At 72.5% G+C, this 20573-nt stretch carries 27 protein-coding genes; all 27 read left to right on the forward strand.

Annotated elements, in window-relative coordinates; genetic code table 11:
* The first annotated feature begins 72 nt into the window (after nucleotides 1-72).
* Nucleotides 73-2349, forward strand: coding sequence for a hypothetical protein (locus tag AB0G56_RS31155; RefSeq protein WP_360975836.1), 2277 nt, complete (start codon nucleotides 73-75; stop codon nucleotides 2347-2349).
* A gap of 218 nt (nucleotides 2350-2567) precedes the next feature.
* On the forward strand, nucleotides 2568-3086 hold the full coding sequence (locus AB0G56_RS31160) for a hypothetical protein (RefSeq protein ID WP_360975839.1): 519 nt from the start codon (nucleotides 2568-2570) through the stop codon (nucleotides 3084-3086).
* A 13-nt stretch (nucleotides 3087-3099) separates the two neighbouring features.
* Nucleotides 3100-3759 (forward strand): hypothetical protein, encoded by a 660-nt coding sequence (locus AB0G56_RS31165; protein WP_360975842.1) that lies wholly within the window; start codon nucleotides 3100-3102, stop codon nucleotides 3757-3759.
* 163 nt (nucleotides 3760-3922) lie between these two features.
* On the forward strand, nucleotides 3923-4528 hold the full coding sequence (locus tag AB0G56_RS31170; protein WP_360975845.1) for a hypothetical protein: 606 nt from the start codon (nucleotides 3923-3925) through the stop codon (nucleotides 4526-4528).
* Nucleotides 4529-4627: 99 nt separating this feature from the next.
* Nucleotides 4628-4801, forward strand: coding sequence for a hypothetical protein (locus AB0G56_RS31175; protein WP_360975848.1), 174 nt, complete (start codon nucleotides 4628-4630; stop codon nucleotides 4799-4801).
* Nucleotides 4802-4880: 79 nt separating this feature from the next.
* Entirely contained in the window at nucleotides 4881-5264 is a 384-nt protein-coding gene (locus AB0G56_RS31180; RefSeq protein ID WP_360975851.1) for an RNase adapter RapZ, read from the forward strand.
* A gap of 17 nt (nucleotides 5265-5281) precedes the next feature.
* Nucleotides 5282-5764 carry a hypothetical protein gene (locus AB0G56_RS31185; protein ID WP_360975854.1) on the forward strand — a complete coding sequence of 161 codons (483 nt, stop codon included), beginning with the start codon at nucleotides 5282-5284 and terminating at the stop codon, nucleotides 5762-5764.
* 67 nt (nucleotides 5765-5831) lie between these two features.
* Nucleotides 5832-6407 (forward strand): hypothetical protein, encoded by a 576-nt coding sequence (locus AB0G56_RS31190; RefSeq protein ID WP_360975857.1) that lies wholly within the window; start codon nucleotides 5832-5834, stop codon nucleotides 6405-6407.
* A 128-nt stretch (nucleotides 6408-6535) separates the two neighbouring features.
* On the forward strand, nucleotides 6536-6697 hold the full coding sequence (locus AB0G56_RS31195) for a hypothetical protein (protein ID WP_360975860.1): 162 nt from the start codon (nucleotides 6536-6538) through the stop codon (nucleotides 6695-6697).
* A 77-nt stretch (nucleotides 6698-6774) separates the two neighbouring features.
* Entirely contained in the window at nucleotides 6775-7371 is a 597-nt protein-coding gene (locus tag AB0G56_RS31200; RefSeq protein ID WP_360975863.1) for a hypothetical protein, read from the forward strand.
* 89 nt (nucleotides 7372-7460) lie between these two features.
* Nucleotides 7461-7832 (forward strand): hypothetical protein, encoded by a 372-nt coding sequence (locus AB0G56_RS31205; protein ID WP_360975866.1) that lies wholly within the window; start codon nucleotides 7461-7463, stop codon nucleotides 7830-7832.
* Between the two features lie 82 nt (nucleotides 7833-7914).
* Entirely contained in the window at nucleotides 7915-9465 is a 1551-nt protein-coding gene (locus tag AB0G56_RS31210; RefSeq protein WP_360975869.1) for a diguanylate cyclase, read from the forward strand.
* Between the two features lie 120 nt (nucleotides 9466-9585).
* Nucleotides 9586-10059: a hypothetical protein gene (locus AB0G56_RS31215; RefSeq protein ID WP_360975872.1), complete on the forward strand. Its 474-nt coding sequence runs from the start codon at nucleotides 9586-9588 to the stop codon at nucleotides 10057-10059.
* A 57-nt stretch (nucleotides 10060-10116) separates the two neighbouring features.
* Nucleotides 10117-10854 carry an NUDIX domain-containing protein gene (locus AB0G56_RS31220; protein WP_360975874.1) on the forward strand — a complete coding sequence of 246 codons (738 nt, stop codon included), beginning with the start codon at nucleotides 10117-10119 and terminating at the stop codon, nucleotides 10852-10854.
* Nucleotides 10855-10910: 56 nt separating this feature from the next.
* A complete protein-coding gene (locus AB0G56_RS31225; protein WP_360975877.1) occupies nucleotides 10911-11303 on the forward strand; it encodes an RNase adapter RapZ in 393 nt (130 codons plus the stop codon).
* Between the two features lie 125 nt (nucleotides 11304-11428).
* On the forward strand, nucleotides 11429-12025 hold the full coding sequence (locus AB0G56_RS31230; RefSeq protein WP_360975880.1) for a hypothetical protein: 597 nt from the start codon (nucleotides 11429-11431) through the stop codon (nucleotides 12023-12025).
* On the forward strand, nucleotides 12022-12738 hold the full coding sequence (locus AB0G56_RS31235; RefSeq protein ID WP_360975883.1) for a hypothetical protein: 717 nt from the start codon (nucleotides 12022-12024) through the stop codon (nucleotides 12736-12738). The genes AB0G56_RS31230 and AB0G56_RS31235 overlap by 4 nt, the downstream gene beginning before the upstream one ends.
* Nucleotides 12739-12748: 10 nt before the next feature.
* Complete coding sequence (locus tag AB0G56_RS31240) at nucleotides 12749-13237, forward strand: hypothetical protein (protein WP_360975886.1); 489 nt, start codon at nucleotides 12749-12751, stop codon at nucleotides 13235-13237.
* Complete coding sequence (locus AB0G56_RS31245) at nucleotides 13234-13902, forward strand: hypothetical protein (RefSeq protein ID WP_360975889.1); 669 nt, start codon at nucleotides 13234-13236, stop codon at nucleotides 13900-13902. The genes AB0G56_RS31240 and AB0G56_RS31245 overlap by 4 nt, the downstream gene beginning before the upstream one ends.
* The gene (locus tag AB0G56_RS31250; protein ID WP_360975892.1) at nucleotides 13899-14177 is read left to right on the forward strand and encodes a hypothetical protein; all 279 of its coding nucleotides are present in this window, start codon (nucleotides 13899-13901) and stop codon (nucleotides 14175-14177) included. Before AB0G56_RS31245 ends, AB0G56_RS31250 begins: the two co-directional genes overlap by 4 nt.
* A gap of 230 nt (nucleotides 14178-14407) precedes the next feature.
* A complete protein-coding gene (locus AB0G56_RS31255) occupies nucleotides 14408-14833 on the forward strand; it encodes a hypothetical protein (RefSeq protein ID WP_360975895.1) in 426 nt (141 codons plus the stop codon).
* Nucleotides 14834-14915: 82 nt separating this feature from the next.
* The gene (locus AB0G56_RS31260) at nucleotides 14916-15350 is read left to right on the forward strand and encodes a DUF2742 domain-containing protein (RefSeq protein WP_360975916.1); all 435 of its coding nucleotides are present in this window, start codon (nucleotides 14916-14918) and stop codon (nucleotides 15348-15350) included.
* A 296-nt stretch (nucleotides 15351-15646) separates the two neighbouring features.
* On the forward strand, nucleotides 15647-16534 hold the full coding sequence (locus AB0G56_RS31265) for a hypothetical protein (protein ID WP_360975898.1): 888 nt from the start codon (nucleotides 15647-15649) through the stop codon (nucleotides 16532-16534).
* Between the two features lie 80 nt (nucleotides 16535-16614).
* Nucleotides 16615-17577: a hypothetical protein gene (locus AB0G56_RS31270; RefSeq protein ID WP_360975901.1), complete on the forward strand. Its 963-nt coding sequence runs from the start codon at nucleotides 16615-16617 to the stop codon at nucleotides 17575-17577.
* Between the two features lie 784 nt (nucleotides 17578-18361).
* Nucleotides 18362-18832 (forward strand): hypothetical protein, encoded by a 471-nt coding sequence (locus AB0G56_RS31275; RefSeq protein WP_360975904.1) that lies wholly within the window; start codon nucleotides 18362-18364, stop codon nucleotides 18830-18832.
* A gap of 77 nt (nucleotides 18833-18909) precedes the next feature.
* Nucleotides 18910-19197: a hypothetical protein gene (locus AB0G56_RS31280; RefSeq protein ID WP_360975907.1), complete on the forward strand. Its 288-nt coding sequence runs from the start codon at nucleotides 18910-18912 to the stop codon at nucleotides 19195-19197.
* Between the two features lie 183 nt (nucleotides 19198-19380).
* A complete protein-coding gene (locus AB0G56_RS31285) occupies nucleotides 19381-20280 on the forward strand; it encodes a methyltransferase (protein WP_360975910.1) in 900 nt (299 codons plus the stop codon).
* The last annotated feature ends 293 nt before the right edge of the window (nucleotides 20281-20573 follow it).

Genomic DNA, 20573 nt, shown 5'->3' on the forward strand with positions numbered 1-20573 from the left:
CGGGGCCCGGCCGGAGAAGTTGACGCGACCCGGCCGGGCCCCCGTCCCCCACAGAGAGGAACACCGCCCATCATGACCCAGACCACCGACCACTCCGCACCGAGCGGACAGGTCCTTGACCTCACGAAGCGGCTGCCGCCCGAGGCCCGCGACCACCTGGAGCAGGCCGCCCGCAGCCAGGCCCGCACGAGCGCCGCCGGCCTGGCCGACGCCAGCACCGGCACCGTCAAGCTCTCCTCCGAGGTCGACGGCGAGCCCTTCGTCATCGAGCAGCTGGACGACGAGCGCCGCGGGGGCCTGAAGGCGCTGATCCCCGCCTCGCTCACCAACCCCGACGTGTGGCGCCACCGCGGCGAGGTCCTCGCGCACGCCGCCGGATACCACGCCGCGCACAGCCCGGTGTACGTGTGGCGGATCGTCAAGCTCTCGTCCATCGGCGTGTGGGCCGAGGCCAGCGCCGCGTGGGGCTACCTGCTGGCCACCGAGTACGGCGCCGACATCGACGAGGCCAAGCGCGAGGCGAAGCGGAAGGGCTTCGCCGACAACGGCGACGTCGCCCAGCTCCGCGCGGAGCGCAAGCAGGTCGGCAAGGCCCGCCGCCGCGAGAACCTAACCATCCTGTCCGCCACCGGCTTCACCTCCTACACCGCCGCCGTCGTCGGCATCGCCCAGGTGTGGGGCCTGGCCATGGCCTTCCCGGCCCTGATCCCGGTCATCGGCGTCATGTACGCGTGCGGCGCACGCGAACTCCGCCGCCGTGGCGACGACTACGTGGTCTTCGAGCCGGCCGCGCTCGACGAGGACGCCCCGCTGACCGATGCGCAGATCAACCGAGCGCTGCGGATCGCGGTCCCGGCGTTCAAGGAGGACGACGAGATCCAGCTGGTCGGCCTCATCCAGAAGGCCGACATCAACGCCTCGCAGTGCGTGTTCAAGCTGCCCGCACACGTGACCGTCTCCAAGCTCATCGAGAAGCGCGAGGAGATCGCTGGCGCGCTCCAGGTCGATGAGAACTGGCTCGACATCAAGCAGGACGGCCACCCGACCCGGTGCTCCTTCTGGATCGCCACCTCCGACCCGTTCGACAAGGTGCGCCGCTCCCCGCTGCTGGGCCAGACCACCCCGCTCGACCTGTGGAACGACGGCGCGCCGATCGCCTACAACAAGCGCGGGGAGACCCGGCGCCTGACGATCCGCGACATCATGCTGCTGATCGGCGGGGCGACCCGGACCGGTAAGGGCATGGCGCTGCGGAACCTGATCTGCGCGCTGGCCCTGGACCCCCGGATCAACGTGCGCATCGTCGACGGCAAGCCCACCGGCGAGCACCTCGTCTACGCGCCGATCGCCGCCACGATGTTCGGCCGCGAGCGCAACCGGCTCGATTTCCTCCTGGACGCCTACGAGGCGGAAATCGAAAGGCGCGAGGACCTGCTGGCCTCGCTCGGCGAATCGAAGATGACGGCGAAGCTGCTCAAGCAGCTGAGCATCGAAATCCTCATCATCGACGAATTGGCGACGTACACCCGCAAGAACGTGCCGGGCGCGGCAGCGCGGCTTTCCCGGCTGGAATTCCTTTCCAGCGTCGGCGCGGGCCTGGGCGTCCTCCTGGTGGTGGCCACCCAGCACCCGGAGGTCGACGTCATCCCCGCCGGCCTGCGCGGCAACATGACCGGCCGGTGGGCCCAGCGGACCGCCGACGCCGACGGCACCAACGCGATCCTGGGCAAGGGCGCCACCGGCCGCGGAATGCGGGCCCACGACATCCCCCGCGACAAGCGGGGCCTGGGCTGGCTGGACATGGACGGCATCGCCGAGGAACTCGCCCGCTCCTTCCTCATCGACGAGGAGAACGCGGGGGAGGCGTCGGAGATCATCGCCGTCGGCGTCGAGCTGCGGCGGGCCGCCGGACGGCTGCCGGGCCAGTGGGACGACCCGATCGAGGCGTACCTGGTCCAGACGACCGGGCTGTCCTCCGCAGCCGGCGGCCCCGGCGGACGGGGCAAGCCCGGACGTCCCGGGCAGACCGCCGCCAACGCGACCGTGCTCGACGTCCTGCTCGACACGTTCAAGGACAACGCCGACCGTCTGCCGCTCGCGGACGTGCGGGCCGCGTTCGCCGCCTGGAACCCCCGCGAGTGGGCCCAGAAGACGGACGAGGACGACGCCACGTACGAGGGCCGGTTCGGCAAGGCGCTCGGCGCGCTGATCGACGAGCAGCTGGAGGGCACCGGCATCGAGCTGGAGCCCAAGCGGTGGCGCGTCGGCGAGGGACAGCCCAGGGTCCGGGGCTACCTCCTGGCGGACGTCGATGCAGCCGTGGAGGCTGCCCGGAAGATCCGCAATTGACCCCTAGGTCAGGCCCTAGGCCGCCGGACATCCGTGCAGGTCAGAGCCTGGCCCGGCCGTAGGACACCCGGCCCCGGTCCTGGGACGCGTCCCAGGACCGCCGGGCCGGTGTCCCGGGGGTGGCCACCCTCCTGACCTGCGAAGACGCCCCGCGTCCCAGGTCGTGGCCACCCCCCAAACCCTCATAAAACGATCTTCCCCAAGGAGCTTCCCCGATCATGAACCACCCCGCCCGCACCGACCCGGAGACCGTCTACACGATCACCCAGGCCCCGCAGGGCCCCGCACCCGTCGCGCGGTACGTTCCGGCCCGTCCCGTCCCGGTGGAGGCCCCGCTTCCGGGGGTCGAGCTGGTCACGCTCCCCGGTGGCGTCCAGCAGTGGGCCTACGTCCACCACGAGACGGCGCCGGTCCCCGTCCGGGGCGGCTCCCAGCCGATTCCCGCCTGGGCCAAGACCGCAGCCCTGCTGATGTGGTCCGCCGCCGGAAGCGCCGCGCTCGCCGCGTACGGCCTGTCGCTGGCCGGCCCCTGGCTGGAGGCCCTGGCCTACGCGCTCATGGCGTTCGCCGTGGCGGTCACCGTCGTCGCGTTCGTCGTCCGCGGCCTCTTCTCCGGCCTCCGCCGTCGCGGGGGCGGCGGAAGCACCACCGCCGAGGCCACCGCGACCGCGACCGGCCGCACGGTCCTCGGAGGCAAGGTCACCGCCACCGCAACCGCCATCGCCCAGAGCAAGTAAGGAGTCCATCCGTATGACCGCACCCTCACTGACCGTCCGCGGGCCGCTCAGCCTCAACGGAGCCCCCATCCGCTGCCCCGGCCGGGAGAACGCCCCGGCCCCGCGCCGCCTGAATCTGCTGGTATCCGGCACCACCGTCATGGCGTCCTGCGGGGAAAAGCACCGGGGAAAGGACGGGGGCGGCGGAAAGGCGAAATGCTTCTTCGCCGTCGAGGTGATGACCCCGGCCATGGTGAAGTCCATCGTCGAGAACTTCGATCCCAACAGGCGCTTCCGGGTGACCCTGCCCGGCGGCAAGATCCTGGAAGGCAGGCGCGGACCGGCGGTCAAGGCCGCGCCCGCAGGCAGCGGCACCGCCTCCTCCGCCTTCGCGGCGAAGAAGGCCGCAGCCCGGGGCGGCAAGCAGCCCGTGGCCCGCCGTGGCGGCGGGGGCCTGGCCGCCGCACTCAACACCGTCACGGCGGTGGCCGGCACCGCCACGGCGGCCGTCAACGCGGTCGGCGCCGCCGCCAACGCGGTGGGCGCGACCGCGGGCGCCGCAGGCAAGGGCTTCGACATGGGGCGCGAGGGCCTGAAGACCGGGCAGGCCGCCATCAAGGCCGCCGACAACGCGTCGGCCCGCAGCTTCGCCCGCGAGAACCGCAAGTCGGACAGCGGCGACGACACCGAGTAGTTGCGTGGGGCCCGGCAGGGCCCCACGGACGGCACCCCCGAAGTTCCCCCCGGCGGGGTGCCACCCCTTGCCAATCCGGATTAGAGCTAGTATTGTTCTAATTGTTGGAAGGGGATGGCACCCCGACCGGCACCACCACTCGAAACCCGCCCCGGAGGCACCCGTGCGTATCCGACGCATCCTGAAGAACCGCCAGTGCAAGCAGTGCGACACCTTCAACAACCCGTTCCGCCTGACCTGCATGGTCTGCCTGACCCCGATGGGTGGCGTCTCCCGTCACCAGGCCCGTACCGCCGCCACCGTGCGCCGGGTGGCCGGCCTGGTCGAGGCCGTCGGCCGCTGGGCGCTCCTGATCCTCGCGCTCATCGCCTTCGTCTGGCGGGGCACCGCGCTGGACCTGTACGACCTGATGCCCGCTCTGGCCGCCTACGGGGCCGCGCAGTTCGTCGCGCTCCTCCTGGAGGACCTCGCCGAATCGGTCGCCCCCGGCCCCACCTGGAAGGAGGCCGCCGAGGACCTGCGCGAGGTCGAGAAGAAGCTGGCGAACAGCCCGAGCCGGGTCCTCGCCGTGGGCGAGCTCAACCGCCACGGCGGCGTCGCCCCGGTCACCGGCATCCTGCGCGCCCTCGCGGCCTACGCCATGTACGAGAAGGAGGCGTGCGCGGAGGCCGGTGACGACCAGGAAGCCGACGCCCAGGAGCGGCTGGAGCAGGCCCTGAAGGCGGCCGCCCGCGAGATGGACGCGGACATGGAACGCGCCTGGTACTGACGGCTGCCCGCGGTCCCGGCGCGCACCTGCCGCGCCGGGGCCAAGGGGAGCCGGGCAGTCCCGCCCGCTTCCGCGCCCCTCACCAAGGAGCCCCGCCCCATGGCGAAGTACGTCGTCACCGCCACCTCCCGCACCGGCCAGAAGGTCAACGCCGTCACCGGCGGACCGAGCGATCAGAAGGCCATCTACAGCGACAAGGAGCTGCGCGAGTTCAAGGCGGCCGCCGCCTCCGACCCGCGCGACCTGGACGTCACGGTCCGCCCCCTGGACTGAACACCCCGCCCTGGGGCGGCGGTCGGCACCGCCGCCCCGGCCCCACTCGAAACCACGACCGCACCACGAGAGGCACCCCGTGATCCGCATCGTCTCCTTCGGCTACGGCCACGCCGCACCCCCCGTCGCCGAGGCCACCTACGACCTCCGGCGCCTGTTCAGGAACCCGTTCCACGACCCCGAGCTGAAGAACCTCACCGGCCTGGACGCGGCTGTGTACGAGCACGTCCTGGCGACGCCCGGTGTCGAATCCCTCGCCCAGGTCGTCACCTTCCTCGCGGTCGGCCTCCACGACACCGCCCGCGGCGGGGACATCACCATCGCCTACGGCTGCGTCGGCGGCCGGCACCGCTCGGTCGGACTTGCCCGCCGCACCCAGGAGCTCATCCAGCTCACCCATCGCGAGACGGTCATCGAGCATCGCGACATCGACAAGCCGCTGCTGCCCCCGTCCGCCCACTGACTTAGGAGACCGTCCGCATGTTCTTCCGCCGAACGAACCGCGCCCAGCGTCCCGCTCAGCAGCGGCACGACTTCCCGAGGGTCGAGTACATCCCCATGAGCCTCACCGAGCTGCAAGCGTTCGAGCGGGTCATGGTGCACGGTGACGCCTGCCTTCGCCGTGGCCGGCCGGACCTCCTCAGCCTCCACGACCGCAGCACGGAGCTGATCGGCAACCTGTACCGGAGCGCCGGTGCCGCCTCGGTCCACCAGGCCGACCCGGCCCGGGTCCGCATCCCGATCCAGAAGGGTGACCTCTTCTGGCTGGAGTCCGCGATCCGCGACATCGAGCAGTACCGGGGCGACCCGGCCCGCGCCCACGAGGGGCGGCAGCTGCTCAACCGCTTCAACGCGCTGCTGGGCCAGCAGCGCGCCGTCATCCACGCGGGCGGCACCCCGATGTTCGACCCGGACGCCCCGGCGCCCGTGATCGTCGACGCCCCCCAACTGCCCGCGCACTGACCACCCCGGGCGGCCGCCGCACGGCGGCCGCCCCAGCCCCGGCACGACGGCCGGAGAGGAACCCGCCATGCCCCGCTCAGCAGCTCGCGCCTGGTCCTCCGCGCGCACCCTGACCGACCTCGGTGAACTCACCGCCCAGTGGCTAGAGGGGAGTCTCGCGACTCTGGCCGGCGGTGCCTACCGCGGCGGGCCCGACGAGGAGACCGGCCCCCTGGTGCCTGTCCTTGCCGCCCTGAACCGGGCCGGGTGCGTGACCACCCAGTCCCAGCCCGGCCTGGACGGGCCCGCCTTCGACGGCCGCCGGTGGCGGCAGCGCGCCGCCGTCATGTGCCTCACCGACACCGCGGGCCTTCAGCAGCTCACCCGCACCGCTCACGACGCGGGTCTGCTGCTCGCCGTGCACCGCACCTGTAGCCGCGGGCCGGTGCGCGACATCCTCGCCACCACCTGGGGCGGCCGTGAACACACCTCGTTCGGCGGCCGGGTGCCCAAGGGGTACATCCGGCTGGAGTACCGCGGATGCCACCGCGAGGCCGTACGGGCTGCCATCGACGCCCACCAGGTCACCCTCGTCGATCCGGTGTGGGGCCGGGACACCGTGCTGTGGCCCGCACTGACCGAGGCGCTCGCCCTCGCCCGCTGACTCTCCCGAACCGGAAGGCGCACAGCACCTCTTGTGAATCCGGTTCAAAGCTGGTAATGTTCTTCTTGTTGGGAGGGGATGGCACCCCGACCGGCACCACCACTCGAAACCCGATACCGGAGGCATCCGTGTCCCAGTCCGAGACCGTCAAGCAGCTCCAGGCCCAGGCCGCCGCCGACTACAAGAAGCACAACAGCCCGGAGACGGCCGCGGCCTTCCGCCTCGCACGCGGCCAGGCGCAGACCAACGGCAACGCCGCCGCCGGTACGCCGCGCGGCCCGCGCCGCTGAATCAGCCGCCCCGCCCCGGGGCGGACCGCCGAGACCGGCGGCCGCCCCGGGGCCGACCCCCGTACGGAGCTGAAGAGATGACGACCTGTCCCACCCACCAGAGCAGCGCCCCGCCGCCGCCCTCGATGCCGCACAGCACCACGGCCGACGGCTTCGTGTGCAAGGGCTGCGCCGCCCCCGCAGGCAGCGAGGCCCTACGCCGAAACCACCACTGCCCGTGCTGCGGCGAGCGGTTCGTGAGCGGCTGCACCGGCCAGCCGCGCCGCCGCACCTGCCACCGCTGCGGCACCATCGACACCCACCTCAACCGGTGGCTCCCGCCGACGGACCCGATCCTGGAGCTGCTCGGCGAGAACTACACCCCGAGCCCCTGGTTCCGGGTGTGGCAGGAGGCGGCCCGGCGCTTCGGCCCCGACATCGCCCACCACCTGGCCCAGGTGACCACCGAGATCGACCAGACGCACCTGTACGGGCACATCGCCTTCCGCGGGTCCGTACTCGCGATCCGGCACGGCGCGCGGGGGTTCGCGGCCGCGAGCGACTGCCCGCGCACCGAGTGCCGCCGGGGTCGGGTGTGGACCCCGGTCCAGATCCGCGAGGACCTGCTGAACGTCCGCCTCAACGGCCCCGGCCCCGGCGCCTCCGAGTGCGACCGCGCTTCCCGGCACAGCTGACTGCGCCCGTGCTGCCCGGCCCTGACCGGTCCGGACAGCGCGGGCGGAGCCGGACCGCCCGGACCGCGAGACCGCAGAACGGAGACACCTTGTCCAGCCACACCCTGACCCCGCTCGGCGGAGCTCCCGCCGGCCGCACCGTCCGCGTCGGATGGGACGCCCCGCTCGCCAGCTACTTCGCCAGCGCCTGGGACGAGCCCGCCGACGAGGACGCCGAGATCGACCACCTGGTCTTCGCGGGCGCGGCACCGTACGACATCAGCGACCCCGCCACCGTGCTGGAGCTCGTGACCCCGTACGCCGTGATCCCCGAGGGCCTGCGCGAGCAGCTGCTGGCCGACCGCGACAGCGAGGGCGACCGCTTCCGGGGCCGCCCCGCCACCGACCTGGTCGGCACCGCCGCTCTCCCGTACGCCCACAGCACCCGGCAGGCCGACGCGATCCGCGCCGCTCTGCGCTGACTTCGCCCACCGGGGCGGCGGATGGCACCGCCGCCCCGGGCCCCCTCGAAACCCGAACCGACCGAAAGGGACCCCCTCCACCATGCAGCCCGCCATACGCACCGGCGCCCTGCTCGACCGTGTCCGCGCCGACCTCGGCCGCCCCGACGCCAGCCCCCAGCAGTTGCGGACCGCCCTCGCCGAGGTCGTGCCCGCCGCCGAGGAGCTGCTGGCCCAGGTGGCCGACCTCCAGGGCCAGCTCGCCCAGGCCCGCACGTGCCCGGTCACCGGCCTGCCCACCCGGTCCGCATGGACCACGCAGGCCCAGGAGGTCCTGGCGGCGGGCCCCGCGGCGGTCCTCCTCGCAGACCTCGACGCGTTCAAGCCGGTCAATGACCGCTTCGGCCACGCGGCGGGCGACGCCGTCCTCGCCGCCGTCGGCGCCCGACTGGCGCAGTGGGCCGCCGCCGAGGGGGCCGTGGCCGGACGGCTCGGCGGCGACGAGTTCGCCGTGGCCCTCCCCGACGGCCCCGGCCTGTCCGCCCGCATCACCCGGCTGCACACCCTGCTTACCGCCCCCATCGCCTACCGCGACCTGACCCTGACTGTTGGCGCCTCCATCGGCACCGCCCGCACCGCCCGGCCTCACCGACGCCACCGTGTCCGCCGCGCTCAAGCAGGCCGACACCGCGATGTACCAGGTCAAGGGCCGGGGCCGCCGCGGCCGCCGTCTCGCGGGGATCGTGCCGCTGCGCACCCCTGCTCTTCTCGCCCGTGTCCTTCCCTTCCGAAAGGCAGCCTGATGACCCAGTCCCCCCTCCTTCCCGAGGAAGCGCTCAACCTCCCCAACGCCCTGATCCTGCTGCTCGGGGCGAGTGGTTCCGGCAAGACCCGCACGAGCAAGATGTTCGAGCCGCACATGGTCCTGCGCGCCGATGACCTGCGGGCCATGTGCGCGGACGACCCCGGTAGCCAACAGGTCAACGGCCCGGTGTGGCAGGCCCTGCACACGATGCTGGACGCCCGCCTGGGCCTGGGCCTGCGAACCGCCGTGGACGCCACGAATGCCAACGCGGGTGACCGGCAGGAGCTCATCCGCGCCGGCCGCAGCCACGGGGCCCCCGTCGTCGCCCTGCTGATGGGCACCGCACCCTCGGTCGCGCAGGCCCGCAACGCCGTACGCGCCGCGAACCGTTGCGTTCCGGCGGACATCGTCGCCACCCAGCACGCGCAGATCGTCGCGGCCCATCCGCGCCTGGCCAAGGAGGGGTTCGACCACATCGTCTTCGCCGAGGAGCTGCCCGTCCTGGGCACCGCCCTGGAGCGGCTGGCCCGCGAGGAGCGCGCCGCCGAGCCGATCGCGGATGTCCGCCGCGCCTTCGGGGACGCGGCCGCGGACCTCTTCGACTGGGACACCCCCAGCCGCGACATGCAGTACCGCACCGGCACCTTCGGCGCCGGAGGCGAGTCCCTGCGCGTGCGCTGGATGGACGACGGCGACCCCTACGACCTCCGGTTCGAGGCGCTCGTCTCCTGCCCCACCGACTGGTGCGCGGGCCCGGCCTGGACGCCTGTGCGGTCGGTTGCCGAACTCGCCGCCGCCCACCGGAACAACCCGCTCGACGACACCCAGTGCGTCCGCTGCGACTCCTGACCGGCAGAGCGCACCCCCTATCCAGAAACCGTGAAAGATGGTATTGTTCTCAATGTTGGAAGGGGGTGGCACCCCGACCGGCATCACGACTCGAAACCCGCTCCGCGGAAGGGGACCACCATGCTCGGCATCCTCACCACCGTCATCGCCGTACTCGGCACACTGGCCGGCGCCATCGTCTCCGGCTGGTACCAGCGCCGATCCGCCGAGCACGCCGAGCGCGTCGCCCGCGGCGAAACGCTGCGCCGCGACCGCCTGGCGGCCGTCACCGATCTGGCCGCCGCCATCTCCGACCACCGCACCGCGATGTGGGTACGGGGCGACGCCAAGCTCAAGGGCGACACCCCCGACCGCCTGGCCGACCTGCGTTCGCGCTCCCACCAAACCCGTTCTGCCATCACCCGGCCGCTGGTCGCCCTGCGGGTCCTCATCACCGACCCGGCCGTCCGCCAGGCCGCCGACGCCATGGTCACCGCCACCCACGCCCTGCGCGGGGCGGACACCGACACCGATGCCCTCACCCTCGCCCGCCAGGAGGCACTGGCCAGCCACGACCACTTCGTGAGCGTCGCCGCCGCCTACCTCGGCAACTGACCACCCCCTGATCCCGGGGCCGCCGCATCGAGGCGGCCCCACCCAGAGAGGAACTTCATGACCGAGACCATCCCCGCCGAACGACGCTGCTGGTCGGTGAGCTGGCCGCAGTACACCCCGGCGGACATCACGCCGCCCGAGCTGCTGCCTGCGGCTCTGGCTCACCACGTGCCCGACTGGGCCGAGGGCGCCGCGACCCCGGCCGACGTGCACGACTGGCCCCTGCGCCAGGCCGACGCGCTCGTGCCGTTCCAGCTGGACGCGAGGGGCTGGCCCCTTCACCCGCAGGGCCGCACCGGGCGCACGGGCCGGAATTTGGGCAAGTGGGGCGAGAACGCGGCCGCCGACCCGATCGTGGTCGCAGGCCACGGTGACGACCGCCGGGTGCTGCTGATCACCCGTGACGACATCGGCGTCGAAGCGATCCCGGGTGGGATGTGCGACCCGGGCGAGACGGCCCCGACCACGCTGGCCCGCGAGTTGCGTGAGGAGACCGGCGTCGATCTGAGCGACCACCAGCCCGTCATCCTCGGCCGCGACCTGGTCGACGACTGGCGGAACTCGGACCACGCATGGGTCGCCTCCACCAGTGCCCTGTTCGTCCTGCCCGCCACGGTGCGCGCCGTCGCCGCCGACGACGCGGTGGACGCCGGATGGTGGCCCTTCGGCTCCCTCACCAAGCTCGACGCCGCGATCAGCGCGGCCGGACGTGTCCTCTACGGCGCCCACCGGCCGCTTCTCCAGCGCGCCCTCGACCACCTCGACCGGCCGCAACCGGCCGCCCGGCCCCGCTGATCCGCTCGGCCTGCCGGGAGCTCCCGGCAGGCCCCACCACTGAGGAGCATCACCACATGGTCCGCGTCACCATCAACACCTTCGGCTACGGCCACGGCACCCCGGAGGAACCGAGCGACATCACGCTGGACATCCGCCGGCACGTGCTGGCAACCCACCAGATCCCGGACGCGGAACAGCGCACCGGTCTGGACCCCGACATCGCGAACACGGTCCTGTCGGCCGCGGGCGTCGCCCGGCTCGTCGACAACACCGCGCTGCTCGCCATCGGCCTCCTGGAGGACGTCGCCGACGCCCGCGCCCGCCTGGTGAAGATCGCCGTGGGCGACGCTCGGGGAGTCCACTGGTCGGTGGGCATCGCGGAGGAGATCGCCCGGGTGCTGCGCCAGAACCACGTCGAAACCGAAGTCGTCCACCGCGAGATCCAGGTCCCCAGCACCGGGGCGTGACTCCTGCGGGCCGTCCTCGTCTGATCCGGCCCGGAATGTCTGAGCAGCACGACACAGTAGGGGTCCGGGGCCGCGGTAATCGGCCCCGGACCCCCGTCCGTACAACCTAGGAGAGAAAGCCGCCGATGAGCGACACCACCGCTCTGGATGCCGCGAAGATCGACATCCGCCGATGGACCCGCGAGGAACAGAGCGCCCGCGCTCCGTACGGCTCCGGGGTCATCTACACCCCCAGCGTCCTCGCCGAAGCCGCCGAGTTGCTCGGCAAGCTCTACACGGCAGGCCAGGAACACCACATCGACCGCGAGGACTGGGCCGCCGTCACGAGCCTCCCCTTGGGCGTCCTGGAGGCCCTGGCCGCCCGCTACTGCTCGCGCGTCGAGCTGACCGGCACCGAACGGCACGCCGCGCGGGACACCCTGGTCAGCGAACTCAGCGCCAAGGGGCTGACGGTCCAGCCCGGCGAGCGGGTCGTCGTCGAGCCGCTGCCCGACGGGCCGCGCTTCGGCTACCGAGGCCAGGCCCCCGTCTCCCTCGCGCTCACCAGCGATGGCTGGGACATCCGAGTCGATGAGTACGCCAGCGCCGACGGCCCCCGCCCGATCGCCGCCCCCGCCACCGAGGACGGCGCCCGCGAGGTCGCCGAACTCGTCCACAAGATCCTCTCCGGCGAGGCCCCCAACCCCTTCGCCGCCCCGGCCGCGAAGGAGGCCAGCGCATGACCGCCGCACCCGAGACGACCCGCGTCCTGCTGCCCGATGACGAGGACTGGCTGTCCCTGTTCATGGGCATGGAGGAGCCGCTGCTCATGCAGCTCGCCCTGAACGCCCGCGCCGTCCAGGAGGGCGACGAGGAGGCGTGGGAGCTGCCGCCGGACCTGGACGGAATCGGCGCCCACGAGGCGTGGGGCCGCCTCTTCGGCGCACTGCCCGAACCCCTGCGGCACACCGGAACGAACATCGGGCGCTCCGAACCGAACCGGGACCGGCCCGCCGGGCGTTACACCCTCTACGCCCCCAACGGCCGATGGGAGCACACCCCGCTCTACCCGGCCGACGTCGACCCGCGCGACGTCGCCGCCGTGGCCGCCGTCCTCGCCCACTTCCGTACGGCGCTCGACGGCACGGACCACACGCAGCTCGGGGACTTCCTCCAGCAGATGGCCGACGACTGGGCCGACCCCGGCCGCGAGGGCAACGACAGGCAGATGGTCGAGGACTTCCTCCGCGGCCTGTCCGTCTGGCAACTGCCGCACCAGCCCGACGTCGACGTGCTGCTCGCCGCCGTGGCCGACCCCGGCGACGAGACGCCCGAGCGGATCGTTCTCACCCCGCCGCAGGAGGACGCCTACCAGAGCTTCATGCGCCGGGTCTCCGCGGCCGTCACCGGGAACAGCCCGCACGACTACGCCCTGCACCGCTACGCCAACAGCTGAGAAGGACCACATGCGACACGACGTCACCCCCAGCCCGGCATCGCTCTCCGAAGAAGAGATGACCGAGGCTCTCGAAGCCGCCGCCAAGCTCAGCCGAAGCGAGCTGCGGCGGGCCGCCACCCACCTGCTCACCTTCACCGGCCTGCCCGGCCGGGCCGACTTCGCCCGCCACACCGCCCTCGTGTGGGAGGAGGACCCGGAGGCCGGCCGCGTCCTGATCGCGGAAGTCGACTGGACCGCCCTGCGCGACGACGAGTCGATGATCCTGAGCGGGTCCACCGACAAGCTGCTGCACCTGGCCCTCAGTTACGCCAAGGGCCGTCCCGTCCACCTGGACGCCTATCTCAACACCTTCGGCACCGCGACGGCGAAGCGCGTCCTGGAGGCCCACATGATCGGCATGGGGCTGGAGGACTTCTACACCCTGGAGGACGGCCCCAAGCTCGAAGAGCTCAAGGCCCTCCACGCCGACCTCGGCATTCCTGCGGGGCAGGAGTGACCGGCCTGTCCGCGCTCGCCGCGCACCTGAGCTACACCGCCCCCGAACACCGCGACGGCTGCACGGTGACCGGGTGGGAGGTCGACTACCGGATGGACACCACCGTCCGCGAGAGCTCCTACAGCGGCCACTCCTGCCCGATCGGCACCGAGGACAAGACCGCGTGCGGCCACGGCGACGAGTACGAGGCGCTCACGGTCCGGATCTACTGCCCGAAGTGCGGCGCCGCGACCAAGCTGGATGCCGAACTCCCCGGACGGCCCATGGTCTACGACACCACCCGGCTCGGCATGGGGGTCAAGCCCCGCCGGGTCGGCCAGGTCTGGATCTACCAGGGCCCCCCGCCCCGGCTCGGCATCCTGTGCGACCCGCCCGGCGATCCCCAGTGGTACCTCGTCGCGCGCCGCAACGCGTTGCGCCTGGCCCCCGAGGACATCGTCGGCGTCGTCGAACCCGCCATCGGACCCAGAGGCGGAGCGACCTACACGGTCAGCTACGACCTCACCGAGCTGTCCCCGCCGGCCCCGGGGGAGCAGGGGACCCCGATCTTCAGAAAGCACGGCAGACTCGACGGCCAGTTCTTCCCGAACCTGACCGCGGCCGCCCGCTGGCTCGACGAGCACGCTCCCGCGCCTGTACCGGCCGGCAGCGGACCGGCGGCATGAGCCTCACCCTGGCGGTGTCCGGGCCGCTCTACGCGGCGTTGCAGATGTGCCACCCCGGCGGCCTGCCCGACTGGCTGAACGCTGCCACTCCGCGATGCGCAACAGCGGGCGTGCCGCTCCGGCTCGACCAGCAGCAGGCCGAGGAGCTCGCCGACCTCACGGCGGCCGCCTGGTGGGAGTGCCAGCAGGCGGACGACGACGGTCACCCGCTGGTCATCACCTTCGGAACGGCCTGCCAGGAGACCCTCGCGACGCTGGAGACCGCCGTCGGCTGACCGTTTCGGATGCGGCCCGTACCTCCCCCGGGGACGTACGGGCCGTTTCCATGTCCGGCCCTCGGGGGGTGCCGGCAGCGGAGCTCCACCTACTGCCGGCGCCATGAAAACGCCTGGTCAGATGCCCTTTTCACGCTTCCGAATCAGGCTCGAAAGTGGTAATGTTCTTCTTGTTGGAAGGGGGTGGCACCCCGACCGGCACCACCACTCGAAACCCCTTGGAGGACCCCGTGACCCACGCTCGCCGTGCCCGTACCGCCATCGCCGCCATGCTCGACCACCCGGAAGCAACCCGCGGGCCCGTCCCGTCCGCGAAGGCCGCCCGCGCGGCCCTGCGCCCCCTGGGTGCGCTCTCCCGCGAGGCCCGCGACCGCGAGGGCGCAACCACCGCGCGGGAGCTGGTGGCCATCGCCGTCCGCGATGCGCTCGCCGACGCGTTCCACCTCGGGCGCACCTACGCGCTTAGCCCCCAGGACCTGGAGCAGCTCCACATCGTCCGCCTCTCGGGGCGCCCCTTTCCCGCCGGGACCACGGACCGCGCCGTGGCGCTCGCCTGCTACGTCGGCAATCTCCGACGCCTCGCCGACGCGTACGGCCTGAGCGAGGACCACCTGTTCGACGGCGCGGAGGAGGTCTACAAGCACGAGATCGCGTGACCGCCCGGCCGGGGCGGCGGATGGCACCGCCGCCCCGGCCTCCCGCTCGAAACCCACGCCGGAGGAGAAGCCCGTGAACACCATGACCGCCGACGCCCCGCAGCTGTGGGCCGAGCACCAAGTCACCACGCTCGCCGAAGGCGCGCGGGACTGGATCGTCCCCCCGTACGGATCGCTCGCGTGGAGCCAGCTCCCGCCCAACGATCCCCGCCGGTACGCCGCCGTCATCGAGGCCGCCGAGCAATGGCGGCGCCGGGTTGCCGAGGAGGAGCGCCTGGACCAACTGGCCGACGACGACCCCGCCGCCTGGTACGCGGAGGTGACCGCCGGGGCGAACGACGAAGCCCGACGCCTGGCCGGCCGCCTCGCCCGGATGCGCACCCTCGCCGAACTGAACGCCGCCCGCGCTCACCGCCCGCCGCATGAGCTGCGGGCCACCCCCGGCTGGCCCCCCGTCGCCATTCCTGGCAAGCCCGGCCGGTACCTGCACCCCGCCCCGTGCGCGATGGCTGCGTGAACGAGCGCGCGGCCGCCGCGCAGCCGCGTCGTACGGCAGCCCGGAGCGGTCTACCGGTCCGGCGGCCGCCAGGTGCGGCCCGTCGTGGCCGACGTCGAAAAGCGGCTGGCAAGGAAGAGGGGCGGACCGGCCCGGAGGGACGTGCGGACCGTCCTCGGTTTCTGGGAAAAACCCTGGTCGGACCCCCTTTTCGGCTATGCGATCCGGTCCAATACTGGTAATATTGAGCTTGTTGGAAGGGGGTGGCACCCCGGACAACGAGAACCACTCGAAACCCAGACCGGAGGACGCAGGACATGACCGACATCAAGACGCGATACCGCTACGGCAAGCCGGACGGCAAGGGGCGCACCCCCGTCTACGTCGACGGCGCGGCCGAACCGGCCGGACACGTACGGAAGATGGGCCGGGGCTCTTCCCCCTGGTGGGCGGAGGGCGCCGGAGACGGTACGGCCGGAACCAACCACAGCCACAAGTACGAGGCCGCTGAACGGCTGGTGCGCATGATCGACGCCCGCACCTCGACGGCCGCCGAGATCGAGCGCCGCCGCGCCCGCCGCACCCAGGCCCCGACCGGATGGCGGTTCGCCAGCTGGACCGAGATCGAGCGCGAGGGATACCGCCAGGTCCGCCCCGTACACCGCGCCCCGTACGTCTACGGCGGCGAGGGGGAGCGCTACCCCGACACCTTCGCCGCCCAGCCCGTCACCCTGACCCGGGTCACGACCCTGCACAACGGCTGTGTCGTGGTGTCCGGCACCGAGCCCGGCGACCGCCCCCCGTACGTCCTGCTGATGAACCCCGCACACGTAGCGCTCGGCGCCCTGGTGCGCGAGCGGGAGCCGCGCTACGTCTCCCCGGGTGAGTGCATGGGGTGCGAGCAGGACGGCCCGCTGTACCAGGCCGGAACCCGGCTCGGCTGCGCCACCTGCACAGCGGCCGACCTCGGTGTCTCCCCGGCAGACCTGCCCGCCGCCGTCGACGATGACGGCGCCGTGTGGTGGTCGGTGGGCGACACCGTGCGGCGCAAGGGCGAGCTCCCCGACGAGGACGCCGAGCCCGAGACCGGCCGCGTGACCGAGATCGAGACCTTCATCGCGGAGCGGTCCCGCCGGATCGCCGTCGACTTCGGTGACCGCTGGCCCGTCCGCTGGCAGCCGGCCGGACTCGCCCCCGTCTCGTAGCACCCATCGCACCGGCCGGGGCGGCGCATGGCCGCGCCGCCCCGGCCCCTCGAAACCCGACACCGACCCGAAAGAGGACCATGAACACGCACGTGCCGCCCCCCTCCGTCGCGAGCATCACCGCCCTGCTGGCCGCCGCCGGACACCACCCCATCGCCCCCGGCCGCGACGGATTCACCCTCCGGCCGACCGCCGACGACGCCGCCCTGGTCCTCACCTACTGGTGCGAACCCCGCGACGCCCACGAGCACCTGACGGGCGGGCACATCCACCGCAGGCGCAGGATGCTCCTGGAGTGCGCGAGCCTGATCCGCGAGGCCGGACACCAGGCTGCGCGAACCCCCACCGTCCAGAACCCCGGCCGGGCGGCCGTGGAGTCCGTTGTCATCTTCCCGGCCCCGGAGCCCGAGCCCGAGCCCGCTGACCCCGCGCGCTGCTCCTGCACCCCGGCCGAGGTCTGCACACGCGCCGAGCTCCGCGCCGTCGCGGCCGCCGGCCTCGACAGGTCCACGGCGGCCGCCCGCAACGCGCTCCTTGACGCGCTGCACGAGAGCTCCGTCGAACCGGTCAACCACGCTGCGGGCGGCCCGGAAGGCGTCGCGGCCCTGCTCGACCACTCCCGCGGCATCCTCGCGACGTTGCCGCCCGCACCCGACGAGTTCGCCGTGCGGGCCGACCCCGAATGCCGGGGATGCGACTCCGCCGCGTGCCTCGCTGCCAACCGGCTTGCCCGCGCTGCCCTGGACCGGGCTGGCGCCCTGGCCGCCGTCAGCACCGTTACCCTGGCCGCCGCGCGGACCATCCTGGACCGGGCCCACCTCGCGCTCACCCCCGGCGACCGGTGGAACGGCGCACGGATGACCGCCGCCGACCACCTTTCCCGGGTCCACTTCACCGCCGCGGCCGCCCTTGCGGTCCCTGCCGACGAGGTGCACGGCCGCTACCGGGGAGCGCGCCGCCGCCGCAGGGGCCTTGCCGTCAACCTCCGGAAGGGGCGCACCCGGTACTGGTTCGTCCGATGGGGCAGAGCTGTCTGGCACTGAGTCACACAGAGGGGCGGAAGCGACCAGCTTCCGCCCCTCCGCGTTGCCCGGACAGGGCAGGACGTCGACAGGCCGACGAAGCGCGGCGAACCGCGCACGCAGCGGCGCGTCCTCTGCGTGAGCGACGACCACGCACCGTCAGGCCGGAGCCAGGCGCGCAGCGCGAGGGTGGGGCACCCGGCCTCCGGCCGGGTTGCGAGGGGCGCTCTCGCGCCGCCCCCTCGCGCACCCCAGGCGCCGGGGGCGGGGGCCGGTGGTGCGGCCGCGGGTTGCCGGGTGGGCATCGCACCTTCGGTGCGATCCGGCCGTGCGCCGCAGTCGTCGGGCCCGGGGGGCCCTCCTTATTGCGGCCCGCGCTGCGCGCGGGCTGCGTCGCTTCGCTCCTTGCGCGAAGCCCCGGGGGGCTCCTCCGGACGCCCGCCCCCCGGGGACCGGGGGACGGGCTGGACTGAGTGGTGGGCCGGGGTGATTCCTCCGCGCCGTCGTCGTCCGCCGGCGCGTCGTGGCCGGGGCGAGGGGCTGAGGTCGAGGAGGGCCAGGAGGAGCTGGAGCCGGTGGAGGAGGTGCGGGCCGGCCCGGGGCCGGGGAAGGGAAAAGCGGCTGGCAAGGAGGGGGGCGGCGGGGCCCGGACGCTCCCTAAAAGATCATGGAACTTCCGCAAAAACCCTGGTCAGACCCCCTTTTCGGCTATGCGATCCGGTCCAACACTGGTAATATTGAGTTTGTTGGAAGGGGGTGGCACCCCGGACAACGAGAACCCCTCGAAACCACGGAGGCAGACGACATGACCGCGACGCTCACCACCGCCCAGATCGCAACGCAGCTCCGCGAGAAGGCCGCGCAGACGCCCGGCTACTGGACCGGTGGGTGCGCCAACTGGGACTGCGCGAACAAGGTGTGCGAATACGTCGTAGCCGACGAGTATTACGCCACGTACGAGGACGCGCGCGCCGCTGGCGTGGAATGGGGAATGCGCATCTGCCGCTCGTGCAAGCGCAACGTCTGGACTGACGCCCTCGTGCTCTTGAGGCGTGAGCGCGTTTCGCTGGTTCGCCGCCCGCGCTGCGAATTCAGCACCACGACGGGATGCCGCCTTTCCGGGAAGTATTTCGTACAGGTCTCCGGTGAGCGCAAATGGTACTGCGCCCACGATGTCGCCCTCTACGTCCGTGCCGAATTCGACGTCTACCGAATCGACAAGCAGGGGCGAATCATCCACTCGACCAAGAAGCTGAGCGAGATTTTCAACGGCTGACAGACCCCCCTACCCCGCCGGGGCGGCGGATGGCACCGCCGCCCCGGACACTCGAAACCAATGAGGAGAGCCGCACCATGGCGTCAGACATCTACCCGCAGGACACATTCCACCCCGACCGCTCCCGCGTTGAGGGGTACGCGTGGGGAATCCTGCGGCCGGAGAGTGAATGGCTCTCCATTCTCGGCTCCCACTGGGAGCGCATCCCGCTCCCGGAATCCCCGGAGGACGCCGCCAGGCCCGGCGTGACCATGCTGCGCGACGGCGAGCCCGAGCCCTACACGCTGGCCAAGGTCCGCCGAGACGGGCAGGACATTTTCCGGGTGTTGGAAGTCGTCCGGACGTACACCCCCGAGCGCCGTTAGGCCCGCACCGGGCCGGGCCATGCTGGCCCGGCCCGGAACCCCGATAGATCCCAGGAATTCCCTGGTCAGGAGCCCTTTACGGCTTCCGAATCAGGCTCAATGCTGGTAATATTGAGCTTGTTGGAAGGGGGTGGCACCCCGACCGACATCACCACTCGAAACCCGAACGGAACGGCGGACCCCATGGCGAAGATGACCACCGAGCAGGCGACCCAGCACCGCAAGGCGCAGGACCTGATCGAGCTGGACCGCGAACTCACCCCCGAAGAGCGGGAATTCGTGCTCGACAACCTGATGGAGGAGGGGACCGCCCGGCTCGACGGTGCGTTCTTCACTCCCGGCGGTCTCGCCGTAGACATGGTGATCGAGGCGTTCGGCAAAGACCGGGTGATCGACCTGTGCGCCGGAATCGGCCGCCTGGCCTGGACCGCGTGGCATTACCTCGGTTCCCACGGTGCAGCGCGCGAGATCGTGTGCATCGAGAAGAACCCGGAGTACGTCCGCGTAGGCCGCAAGATCCTGCCCGAGGCGACGTGGATCTGTGCCGACGTCTTTGACGTGCCGACCATGGACCTAGGGGGCCCGTTCGACGTGGCCATTTCGAACCCGCCGTACGGGGCGGTAGCGCGCGGCGGGCGCACCGCTCCCCGCTACACCGGCAGCCGGTTCGAGTACCACGTCATCGACATCGCCGCCGAAGTGGCCCGGCACGGCGTGTTCCTCATCCCCCAGGAATCGGCCCCCTTCCGCCACAGCGGATGTCGGACGCGGGAGGAAGCCCGGGGAGTCCAGTACGAGCGGTTCGAGCGCCAGACGGGAATCACCCTGGAGCAGGGGTGCAGCGGCGACACCTCCCAGTACATCGACGAGTGGCGCGACGCGGCCCCGCGCACCGAAATCGTCGTTGCCGACCTCACCGAGCGGAAGGCCGCCGCCACGGCAGCCCCCAAGGCCGCCCCTGCGAAGGACTGGCGCACCATGTCCGCCGTCGAGTTCACCACCCGGCCGAAGGTCACCCAGGCCGCCATGTTCGACGCGGGCGACCACCCGACCACCGGCACCATCGGCCTGTTCGACATCTGACAGCGCCGCCCGTACGGCGGAACCCCCGCCGTACGGGCCGCCGGACCGTGGCCGCGTGCGCGGTGGGCGGCGGCTGGCCGGGGGTGGCCGGGCCGGGCGCCGAGCGCCGCCGGGGCGCAGCGCCGTGGGCGCCGGCCCCGCCGCCGGGGTACGGCCGGTGCGCAGCGCCGTGGTGCGGCACCCGTCCTTCGGCCGGGTACTGGGGGCTCCTCGCCCCCAGACCCCTCGCCAGCGCCAAGGGCGCGCTGGACCGCCCAGGTGGACAAGCAACAGGCCCCGGGCATCGCGGGGTT

It is taken from the genome of Streptomyces sp. NPDC021356 (assembly GCF_040641015.1).
Classification (GTDB): domain Bacteria; phylum Actinomycetota; class Actinomycetes; order Streptomycetales; family Streptomycetaceae; genus Streptomyces.

Excerpts from the sequence above, each read along its gene's own strand:
- AB0G56_RS31185 (WP_360975854.1), top strand. The coding sequence starts at position 5,282 with ATGTTCTTCCGCCGAACGAACCGCGCCCAGCGTCCCGCTCAGCAGCGG.
- AB0G56_RS31190 (WP_360975857.1), top strand. The coding sequence starts at position 5,832 with ATGCCCCGCTCAGCAGCTCGCGCCTGGTCCTCCGCGCGCACCCTGACC.
- AB0G56_RS31275 (WP_360975904.1), top strand. The coding sequence starts at position 18,362 with ATGACCGCGACGCTCACCACCGCCCAGATCGCAACGCAGCTCCGCGAG.
- AB0G56_RS31250 (WP_360975892.1), top strand. The coding sequence starts at position 13,899 with ATGAGCCTCACCCTGGCGGTGTCCGGGCCGCTCTACGCGGCGTTGCAG.
- AB0G56_RS31265 (WP_360975898.1), top strand. The coding sequence starts at position 15,647 with ATGACCGACATCAAGACGCGATACCGCTACGGCAAGCCGGACGGCAAG.
- AB0G56_RS31270 (WP_360975901.1), top strand. The coding sequence starts at position 16,615 with ATGAACACGCACGTGCCGCCCCCCTCCGTCGCGAGCATCACCGCCCTG.
- AB0G56_RS31155 (WP_360975836.1), top strand. The coding sequence starts at position 73 with ATGACCCAGACCACCGACCACTCCGCACCGAGCGGACAGGTCCTTGAC.
- AB0G56_RS31165 (WP_360975842.1), top strand. The coding sequence starts at position 3,100 with ATGACCGCACCCTCACTGACCGTCCGCGGGCCGCTCAGCCTCAACGGA.
- AB0G56_RS31240 (WP_360975886.1), top strand. The coding sequence starts at position 12,749 with ATGCGACACGACGTCACCCCCAGCCCGGCATCGCTCTCCGAAGAAGAG.
- AB0G56_RS31210 (WP_360975869.1), top strand. The coding sequence starts at position 7,915 with ATGCAGCCCGCCATACGCACCGGCGCCCTGCTCGACCGTGTCCGCGCC.
- AB0G56_RS31285 (WP_360975910.1), top strand. The coding sequence starts at position 19,381 with ATGGCGAAGATGACCACCGAGCAGGCGACCCAGCACCGCAAGGCGCAG.
- AB0G56_RS31260 (WP_360975916.1), top strand. The coding sequence starts at position 14,916 with ATGACCGCCGACGCCCCGCAGCTGTGGGCCGAGCACCAAGTCACCACG.
- AB0G56_RS31160 (WP_360975839.1), top strand. The coding sequence starts at position 2,568 with ATGAACCACCCCGCCCGCACCGACCCGGAGACCGTCTACACGATCACC.
- AB0G56_RS31215 (WP_360975872.1), top strand. The coding sequence starts at position 9,586 with ATGCTCGGCATCCTCACCACCGTCATCGCCGTACTCGGCACACTGGCC.
- AB0G56_RS31225 (WP_360975877.1), top strand. The coding sequence starts at position 10,911 with ATGGTCCGCGTCACCATCAACACCTTCGGCTACGGCCACGGCACCCCG.
- AB0G56_RS31200 (WP_360975863.1), top strand. The coding sequence starts at position 6,775 with ATGACGACCTGTCCCACCCACCAGAGCAGCGCCCCGCCGCCGCCCTCG.
- AB0G56_RS31220 (WP_360975874.1), top strand. The coding sequence starts at position 10,117 with ATGACCGAGACCATCCCCGCCGAACGACGCTGCTGGTCGGTGAGCTGG.
- AB0G56_RS31230 (WP_360975880.1), top strand. The coding sequence starts at position 11,429 with ATGAGCGACACCACCGCTCTGGATGCCGCGAAGATCGACATCCGCCGA.
- AB0G56_RS31280 (WP_360975907.1), top strand. The coding sequence starts at position 18,910 with ATGGCGTCAGACATCTACCCGCAGGACACATTCCACCCCGACCGCTCC.
- AB0G56_RS31235 (WP_360975883.1), top strand. The coding sequence starts at position 12,022 with ATGACCGCCGCACCCGAGACGACCCGCGTCCTGCTGCCCGATGACGAG.
- AB0G56_RS31175 (WP_360975848.1), top strand. The coding sequence starts at position 4,628 with ATGGCGAAGTACGTCGTCACCGCCACCTCCCGCACCGGCCAGAAGGTC.